We start from the raw sequence: 7,917 nt of genomic DNA on the forward strand, positions 1-7,917 counted from the left end.
ACATCATGGAATCGATCGACTCGCGCCGTTCGCCGGCCAATGCCTCGCCGAGGACGGTCTCGGCCTTGGTGTTGGCGTAGACATCGGCGGTGTCGAAGGTGGTGATGCCGGCGTCCAAGGCGGCCCGGACGCAGGCCAGCGCGGCCTCGTTCTCCACCTGTGACCCGTGCGTGAGCCAGTTGCCGTATGTGATCTCGGAGATCTTCAGCCCCGAGCTACCCAGATGACGAAACTCCATGGTCCCCATCCAAGCAGTTGCCGACGACAGTTGTATCAACGGTGCCCGGTCGTCCGTCTGTCCACCGAACACCGTCGGAACCGCCGACGGGACCCCTACGAAGGGACGGCCCACCATGGCCTGCAAGCGTTACCTGGAATTCAACGGCGCCTACCTCTGCCTGGATGTTCCCGTTCTTCGCCGCAAGTTCGTCTGGCCGCCGGATCCGCCCGAGTGGCCGGAGTGGTTCAAGAACATCATCGAGGAGATCTCCGGGCCGGACTCGCGGCGTCAGGACATCCTGGACGGTGTCCGGCTGCCCGGCGTCGAGCAGGGTTCCTGGTCGCGTGACCTCACCCGGGTGGTGGCGATCAGCGAACTCGTGGAGGGATTCGAATCACCGGAACTGCGCGAGCAGTTCGCGGGGCTGCTGCACAGCACGAGCGATGACCTGCTGCGGGCCAACGCCCCCGAGGTGCGCGTCGAACTGAGCGTCTGAATCGGCCGCTTCTCTGGTCGAGTTCGCCGAGACCACCGCCGATGATGCCTCTGCGTGAGGTGGGCGTTAGGCTGGCTCCTCGTGAGCGAATCGGTGGTGGTCATCGGCAACTTCGATGGCGTACACCCGGGCCACGTCGAAGTGCTCGCCGAGGCGCACGCGCGCCGTCCCGACCTGCCGCTGATGGTGGTCACCTTCTGGCCGCACCCCGTCCGGGTGCTGCGTCCCGAGCAGGCGCCGATGCTGCTCACCGGGCTGGATGACCGGATCGCGCTGCTGCGGGCGGCCGGTGCCGACCGGGTCGAAGTGGTGGACTTCACACCGGAGTTCGCCCAGCTCAGTCCCGAGCAGTTCGTGACCGAGGTGCTGTCGCCGTTGCACCCCGCGTTGATCGTGGTGGGGGAGAACTTCCGCTTCGGACACCGTGCGGCCGGCACCGTCGAGACGCTCCGCGAACTCGGCCGCGGCCGGTTCGAGGTGGACGCGTTGAAGCTGGTCCGCTTCCGTGACGAGGAGACCTGCTCGACGACGATTCGGGAGGCCCTCGCGGCCGGTGACGTGGCGCACGCCGCGGAACATCTCAGACGTCCCTTCCGGTTCGCCGGCGCGGTCGCGCACGGCGACCATCGCGGACGTGAACTGGGCTTCCCGACGGCGAACCTGCCCGTTCCGCAAGAGCTGGCCTGCCCCGCGGACGGCGTCTACGCCGGCTGGGTGACCCGGCTCGACGGACTGGACGCCCACGGTGAGCCGCTGCCCGAGGGCCAGGACGCCGAGCGCTGGCCGGCGGCGATCTCGGTGGGCACCAACCCGACCTTCGACGGCGTGCAGCGCCGCGTCGAGTCCTACGTGCTCGACCGCACCGACCTGGAGCTGTACGGCGCCCCGATCGCCGTCGACTTCATCGAACGCATCCGTGGACAGGTCCGATTCGAGGGGATCGACGCGCTGATCCTCCAGGTGGAGGACGACGTCCGTCGCAGTCGCGACATCCTGCACACCGTTGGTTGAGCCTGTCGAAACCCGGCTGAGCCTGCCGGCACCATGACCGTCGGCTGAGTTTGTCGAACCCACGCGGCGGGGTCTCGACAAGCTCGACCGGACCACAGGCCCACCATCGGGACTCGATAAGTTCGACCTGCGGTCGTTCGCGATGGATGTATTGCGTCGCGCGCACCGGCGGCGCACAGTTGGAGTATGACCGGATTGGTCGCGTTCGCGGTGGTCGCGCTGCTGGTCGCGATCGTGGTCGGCATGATGCGCCGACCGAAGAAGTCCCGAAGGATGCCCACCTCGACGGTGCGCACTGCAACGTGGACGGCTGAGGAACTCGGTCTGCTGGAGAGCGATCTCGCCGAACTCACCGCGGCCGGCCATCGGATCGAGCAGGAGTTCGGACGGGCGCCCGTCCAGATGCTGCTGTACCGGGTGGGCAACGTGGTGCGGCGCAATGTGCCGCTGCGCGCCGTCCGGCCCGGACCCTCACGAGGTCTGGCCCGGATGTGTTTCGCCGACGGCACCACTCTTCAGGTGCAGGGACGCCACGTCGGCGACCTGGGGCAGTTGGCGGTGACCGCGGTCACCCACAAGGTGCGGGTCTCCGATTTCCACGCCGAACAGAGCCTGGTGGTGCTCGACCTGGACTGGGACCGCGGTCACGTCAGCGTGCTGGCCGTCGGCCTCGATCAGGACGACTGAGCTGGGCGATCCCGCGTTCCCATCCCGGTAGTTCCCGGGCTTACTCTTCCGTCATCCCGGGCTTGCCCCGGGATCTCTGACGACGGTCTATCCGGTTGCCGAGATCCCGGCGTGCGCCGGGATGACGTGAGGCCACCGGGTGACGTGAGGCTGCCGGGATGACGCGGACGTCAGTGCAGCAGCCGCAGTGATTTGCGGTAGATGGCGTCCATCTCTTCGCGGCTGTGGGTGTTGCCCAGCCCGTCGACGTACTCGTAGGTGGTGAGCTTGTGGTCGCCGGTCGGGGTGTAGTCGAGTGAGATGTACATCGGGATGGCGGCCGCGTTCTGCGGGTCGACCCGCAGGAAGATCTCTTCGAAGCCCAGCTCGATCGCCTGCTGCTCGAGGAAGCGGGTCAACGCCCGTGCCGCACCCTGACGGCGCGATTCCGGATAGACCCAGAGGCTCTTCAGCTCCGGCTGCAGCAGATTGTCGGCGCGGCAGTCCAGCACGCTGGTGCCCAGCTCCTGGCCGTCCCGCAGGGCGATCGCGAAGAAGTAGTCGCCCTCCTGCTGCCGGTCGAAGTGCCCCTGCGCGTAGCGGGCGTTCGGGTGAGGCTCCCGGCGGCCCAGCGCCTCGAGGTCATCCGCCGTGCACAGCCGCACCTCGATGCGCTCCGTCATAGGTACCTCCGCTGGTCGGGGATCGGGGTCAAGTCGGCAGGCCTGGCTCGTGTCCATCGGATCCTTCATCTTGCCAGAACGGTGCAAGCCTACGTCGGCCAGTGGGGGCGGAACCTCACCCGTTCATCCGTGGTGTGCGAGGGCGGCGTGGGCGATCAGGTGGTAGGGCTCAGCCGAGTTGCTTGAGCTGGCTGATCACATCGGCCACCGCCTGCTGGGCGCTGCCGTACAGCATCGATGTGTTCTCGGCGTAGAACAGGGCGTTCTCGATGCCGGAGTAGCCGGCGCCCCGTCCGCGCTTGATCACGATGCAGTTGTGGGCCTTGTCGGCGTCCAGGATCGGCATGCCGTAGATCGGGGACGTCTTGTCGGTGCGGGCGACCGGGTTCACCACGTCGTTGGCGCCGATCACCAGCGCCACATCGGTCTGCGGGAACTCGGCATTGATCTCGTCCAGGTCGAAGATCTTCTCGTACGGGACGCCGGCCTCGGCGAGCAGGACGTTCATGTGCCCGGGCATTCGTCCGGCGACCGGGTGGATGGCGAACGACACCTCGACCCCGGCGTCTTCGAGCAGCTTGGCCATCTCCCAGACCTTGTGCTGGGCGCCGGCCACCGCCATGCCGTAGCCGGGGACGATGATCACCTTCTCGGCGTAGCGCATCATCGCCGCCGCGTCGGTGGCGGTGAGCTCCTTGAGTCGTCCCTCAATGGCGCCGCCGGCCTGCGCCTCGCCGCTGATCGGGGTGAACAGCACGCCCAGAATCGGCCGGTTCATCGCCTTGGCCATCAGCTGGGTGAGCAGCGTGCCGGACGCGCCCACCACGATGCCGGCGATGATCAGTGCCGGGTTGCCCAGCACGTAGCCCTCGAAGCCGACCGCCAGGCCGGTGAACGCGTTGAGCAGCGAGATCACCACCGGCATGTCGGCACCGCCGATCGGCATGGTCAGCACCGCGCCCAGCGCCAGGGCGAGCAGGAAGAACAGCACCAGCAGGAACGGGTTGGCCGAGCCGGTGCCCATCGAGGAGAGCACGATCCAAACGCCGAGCCCGATGGTGATCAGCGCCAGGACGATGTTGATCAGGTTCTGCGCAGGTAGCCGGATGGCCTTTTTCATGATGCCCTGCAGCTTCAGGAAGGCGATCACCGAACCACTGAAGGCGACCGAGCCGATCAGCGAGCCGAGCACCGCCAGGGTGCCGACCACCGGTCCGTGCACTTCGGCGCGGGCGAACTCGACCGCGGCGATCAGGGCCGCCGCACCACCGCCCATGCCGTTGTAGATGGCCACCATCTGCGGCATGTCGGTCATCTTCACCACGCGTCCGGCCCACCACGCGACGCCGCCGCCCAGCACGATCGCGATCGCGATCAGCGCCATATTGCGCATGCCGGGTACGAAGAAGGTGGCGGCGGTGGCCAGCACCATGCCGACCCCGGCCCAGGCGATGCCGCGGCGGGCCTTCACCGGCGACGCCATCGCCTTCAGGCCGACGATGAACAGCACCGAGACCAACAGGTAGATCCCGTTGACGATCCATTCCATGGGTGATCAGGCCTCCTGGCCCGGGTTGGGAAGCTTCTTCTTCGGCGCGAACATGGCCAGCATCCGTTCGGTCACCACGTAGCCGCCGGCCGCGTTCGCCGCCCCCAGCAGCACGGCCAGGAAGCCCAGCACGATCTGCAGCGGTGTTTCGGCGTGGCCCAGCGCGTACATGGCGCCCACCAGTACGACGCCGTGGACGAAGTTCGAGCCGGACATCAGTGGGGTGTGCAGGATCACCGGCACCCGCGAGATCACCTCGTAGCCGGTGAACGCGGCCAGCATGAAGATGTAGAGGTAGAGCAGATCGGTCATGTCAGGCGTCCCCTTCCTGGGTGCCCTGCGGAGCGAGGTCTTCCAGGCCCAGCACCTGCCGGGCCAGTGGATGCACCACGGCGCCACCCAGGGTGAGGGCGGTGCCGGCGATCACCTCGTCGGTGGTGTCGATGGCGAGCGTGCCCTCGGCGACCATCGGCGCGGTGAAGTTGAACAGATTCTTGGCGAACATTTCCGAGGCGTGCACCGGCATGCGGCTGGGCAGGTTGATCGGACCGACGACATGCGCCGAACCGACCCGCACCTCGGAGCCGGCAACCGTGCCGGCCACGTTGCCACCCTGCTCGGCGGCCATGTCGACCACGACGGCGCCGGGACGCATCGCCTTGACCATCATCTCGCTGACGATCAGCGGCGCCTGCTTGCCCGGGACGGCCGCGGTGGTGATCAGCACGTCGCTCTGGGCGATCGCCTTGCCCAGTTTCGCCTCCTGGGTGCCCTTCTCGGCCTCGGTCAGTTCGCGGGCGTAGCCGCCTTCGCCGACGGCACTGACGCCGGTGTCGACGAATTTGGCGCCCAGCGATTCGATCTGCTCCTTGGTCTCGGGCCGGACGTCGTAACCCTCGACGATCGCACCCAGCCGTTTGGCGGTCGCGATCGCCTGCAACCCGGCGACGCCGGCGCCGATCACCAGCACCCGGGCCGGCCGGACGGTGCCGGCGGCGTAGGTGAGCATCGGGAAGAACTTGGGGCAGCGGGCGGCCGCGATCAGCGCGCACTGGTACCCGGCCACCGCGCCCTGGGAGGACAGCACGTCCATCGATTGGGCGCGTGAGATGCGGGGGAGCAGTTCCATCGCGAACGCGTTGACGCCGCCGGTGGCCAGGGCGCGGACCCGCTCCGGGTCGGCGAACGGTGCCAGGGTGCCGATCAGGATGGTGCCGGGCCGCAATGCAGCGATGGTCTCCGGCGACGGCGGGCCGATCGTCCAGACCACATCGGCGGCAGCGAGCACCTCGTCAGTGCTCCGCGCCCAGGTGACCTCGCCGAGCGAGTGCGGAGTGATGTGGGCCCGGTCGGTGGCGCCGTCCTGGATCACCAGGGTCGCACCCAGGGCTCGCAGTTTGGTCGCCACGTCGGGCACGATCGGGGTGCGCCGCTCGGCTGGATCGGCGCTGACTGGAATGCCGAGAACGAAGCCCATGGCTGTGGCTCTCTCTCCCTCGCCTTGTCAGACGTTGTCAGACGGTGATGATTCCATCCAACCCCGGCGTGATGGCCTTGTCACATCAGGCGTGAAGCAGTGTGTCGTGCACTAGGATTCTTCGGTGGATTATCGCGTAGCGGACCTGAACCTGGCCGAATTCGGACGCAAGGAGATCGCTCTCGCCGAGCATGAGATGCCCGGCCTGATGGCGATGCGGGAACGCTATGGCGACTCGAAACCCCTTGCCGGCGCCCGGATCGCGGGCTCGCTGCACATGACGGTGCAGACCGCGGTGCTGATCGAGACCCTGGTGGCGCTCGGCGCGGAGGTGCGCTGGGCGTCCTGCAACATCTTCTCCACCCAAGACCAAGCCGCGGCCGCGGTGGTGGTCGGCCCGAACGGCACACCGGAGGACCCGCAGGGGGTGCCGGTGTTCGCCTGGAAGGGCGAAACGCTGGCCGAGTACTGGGCGTGCACCGAGCAGATCATGGACTGGGGCGATCGGCGTCCGAACATGATCCTGGACGACGGCGGCGACGCCACCCTGCTGGTGCACAAGGGTGTCGAGTTCGCCAAAGCCGGGGCGGTGCCCGAGCCCGGTGCCGGTGACTCGGCCGAGTACGCGGTGGTGCTGCAGCAGCTGCGGGCGTCCGGGCTGGACTGGGTGGCGATCTCGAACGAGCTCCGCGGCGTCACCGAAGAGACCACCACCGGCGTCCATCGGCTGTACGAGATGGCCAAGCAGGGCTCGCTGCTGTTCCCGGCGATCAACGTCAACGACTCGGTCACCAAGAGCAAATTCGACAACAAGTACGGCATCCGGCATTCGCTGATCGACGGCATCAACCGCGGCACCGACGTGCTGATCGGCGGCAAGACCGCCGTGGTCTGCGGCTACGGCGACGTCGGCAAGGGCGCCGCCGAGGCGCTGGCCGGTCAGGGCGCCCGGGTGATCGTCACCGAGATCGACCCGATCTGCGCGCTGCAGGCTTCGATGGACGGCTACCAGGTGGCTCGGCTCGACGACGTGCTCGACGTCGCCGACATTGTCATCACCTGCACCGGAAACCGTGACGTGGTGACGGTCGATCAGATGGCGAAGATGAAGCATCTGGCGATCGTCGGCAACATCGGCCACTTCGACAACGAGATCGACATGGCCGGGTTGGAGGCCTACCCGGGCATCGAACGGACCGTGATCAAGCCGCAGGTCGACCGCTGGACCTTCCCCGACGGGCATTCGATCCTGGTGCTCTCCGAGGGCCGGCTGCTGAACCTGGGCAACGCCACCGGGCACCCGTCGTTCGTGATGAGCAACTCGTTCACCAACCAGGTGCTGGCCCAGATCGAGCTGTTCACCAAGACCGCCGACTACCCGGTCGGCGTCTACACGCTGCCCAAGGAACTGGACGAGGAAGTCGCCCGGCTGCACCTGTCGGCGTTGGGCGTCCAGCTCACCGAGTTGACGCCCGCCCAGGCCGACTACCTCGGCATCCCCGAGCAGGGGCCCTTCAAGCCGGACGCCTACCGCTACTGACCTCCACGGCGTCCCGGTCGTGACCGGGTGACCGAGGGGACGGTTCTCTTGGTCACCGGGGACGGTTCTCTTGATCACCACCGCGACTCCGTTGGTCGAGCTTGTCGAGACCCTGTTCTGTGGTCGGGTTCGTGGTGGCTGGGTTTGGTTCCGCGGAGTGGGCTGCACCCCGTCCCGCCCGTGCGCAGCTCGCCTACTTCTGCTTTTGTTTTTCAGACTCTGGGCGGGGGCTCGCGCGCTTTACGCCCGACCTACCCGGACGGGGTGCAGCCCAC

9 protein-coding genes are annotated in these 7,917 nt (G+C 67.5%); 4 read left to right on the plus strand and 5 right to left on the minus strand.

Features of this window, described 5'->3' with window-relative positions:
- On the minus strand, window positions 1-238 hold a 238-nt coding region (locus QM624_RS10770; RefSeq protein WP_415091621.1), incomplete at its 3' end, for an aldo/keto reductase.
- A 115-nt stretch (window positions 239-353) separates the two neighbouring features.
- On the opposite strand from QM624_RS10770, the gene QM624_RS10775 reads away from it, so the two are divergent.
- From QM624_RS10775 to QM624_RS10785, 3 genes are all read left to right on the plus strand, one after another.
- Window positions 354-716, plus strand: coding sequence for a hypothetical protein (locus QM624_RS10775; RefSeq protein ID WP_415091623.1), 363 nt, complete (start codon window positions 354-356; stop codon window positions 714-716).
- Between the two features lie 81 nt (window positions 717-797).
- Window positions 798-1,727, plus strand: coding sequence for a bifunctional riboflavin kinase/FAD synthetase (locus tag QM624_RS10780; RefSeq protein WP_415091625.1), 930 nt, complete (start codon window positions 798-800; stop codon window positions 1,725-1,727).
- A 186-nt stretch (window positions 1,728-1,913) separates the two neighbouring features.
- Window positions 1,914-2,414 (plus strand): hypothetical protein, encoded by a 501-nt coding sequence (locus QM624_RS10785; RefSeq protein ID WP_415091627.1) that lies wholly within the window; start codon window positions 1,914-1,916, stop codon window positions 2,412-2,414.
- A gap of 170 nt (window positions 2,415-2,584) precedes the next feature.
- On the opposite strand, the gene QM624_RS10790 is transcribed toward QM624_RS10785, so the two are convergent.
- The 4 genes from QM624_RS10790 to QM624_RS10805 all read right to left on the minus strand — a co-directional run bounded on the left by QM624_RS10790 (window position 2,585) and on the right by QM624_RS10805 (window position 6,102).
- The gene (locus QM624_RS10790) at window positions 2,585-3,076 is read right to left on the minus strand and encodes a GNAT family N-acetyltransferase (protein ID WP_415091629.1); all 492 of its coding nucleotides are present in this window, start codon (window positions 3,074-3,076) and stop codon (window positions 2,585-2,587) included.
- Between the two features lie 169 nt (window positions 3,077-3,245).
- The gene (locus QM624_RS10795) at window positions 3,246-4,625 is read right to left on the minus strand and encodes an NAD(P)(+) transhydrogenase (Re/Si-specific) subunit beta (protein ID WP_415091631.1); all 1,380 of its coding nucleotides are present in this window, start codon (window positions 4,623-4,625) and stop codon (window positions 3,246-3,248) included.
- Between the two features lie 6 nt (window positions 4,626-4,631).
- Entirely contained in the window at window positions 4,632-4,937 is a 306-nt protein-coding gene (locus QM624_RS10800; protein ID WP_298132065.1) for an NAD(P) transhydrogenase subunit alpha, read from the minus strand.
- Between the two features lies 1 nt (window position 4,938).
- The gene (locus QM624_RS10805; RefSeq protein WP_415091633.1) at window positions 4,939-6,102 is read right to left on the minus strand and encodes an NAD(P) transhydrogenase subunit alpha; all 1,164 of its coding nucleotides are present in this window, start codon (window positions 6,100-6,102) and stop codon (window positions 4,939-4,941) included.
- Window positions 6,103-6,226: 124 nt separating this feature from the next.
- On the opposite strand from QM624_RS10805, the gene ahcY reads away from it, so the two are divergent.
- Entirely contained in the window at window positions 6,227-7,642 is a 1,416-nt protein-coding gene (gene ahcY, locus QM624_RS10810) for an adenosylhomocysteinase (RefSeq protein ID WP_415091635.1), read from the plus strand.
- Window positions 7,643-7,917: the final 275 nt, after the last annotated feature.

Origin of the sequence: Micropruina sp. (assembly GCF_047606365.1) — a bacterium.
Lineage (GTDB): Bacteria > Actinomycetota > Actinomycetes > Propionibacteriales > Propionibacteriaceae > Micropruina.

Coding starts and splice junctions, on each gene's coding strand:
- QM624_RS10775 (WP_415091623.1), top strand. CDS start 354: ATGGCCTGCAAGCGTTACCTGGAATTCAACGGCGCCTACCTCTGCCTG.
- QM624_RS10785 (WP_415091627.1), top strand. CDS start 1,914: ATGACCGGATTGGTCGCGTTCGCGGTGGTCGCGCTGCTGGTCGCGATC.
- QM624_RS10790 (WP_415091629.1), bottom strand. CDS start 3,076: ATGACGGAGCGCATCGAGGTGCGGCTGTGCACGGCGGATGACCTCGAG.
- QM624_RS10795 (WP_415091631.1), bottom strand. CDS start 4,625: ATGGAATGGATCGTCAACGGGATCTACCTGTTGGTCTCGGTGCTGTTC.
- QM624_RS10800 (WP_298132065.1), bottom strand. CDS start 4,937: ATGACCGATCTGCTCTACCTCTACATCTTCATGCTGGCCGCGTTCACC.
- QM624_RS10805 (WP_415091633.1), bottom strand. CDS start 6,102: ATGGGCTTCGTTCTCGGCATTCCAGTCAGCGCCGATCCAGCCGAGCGG.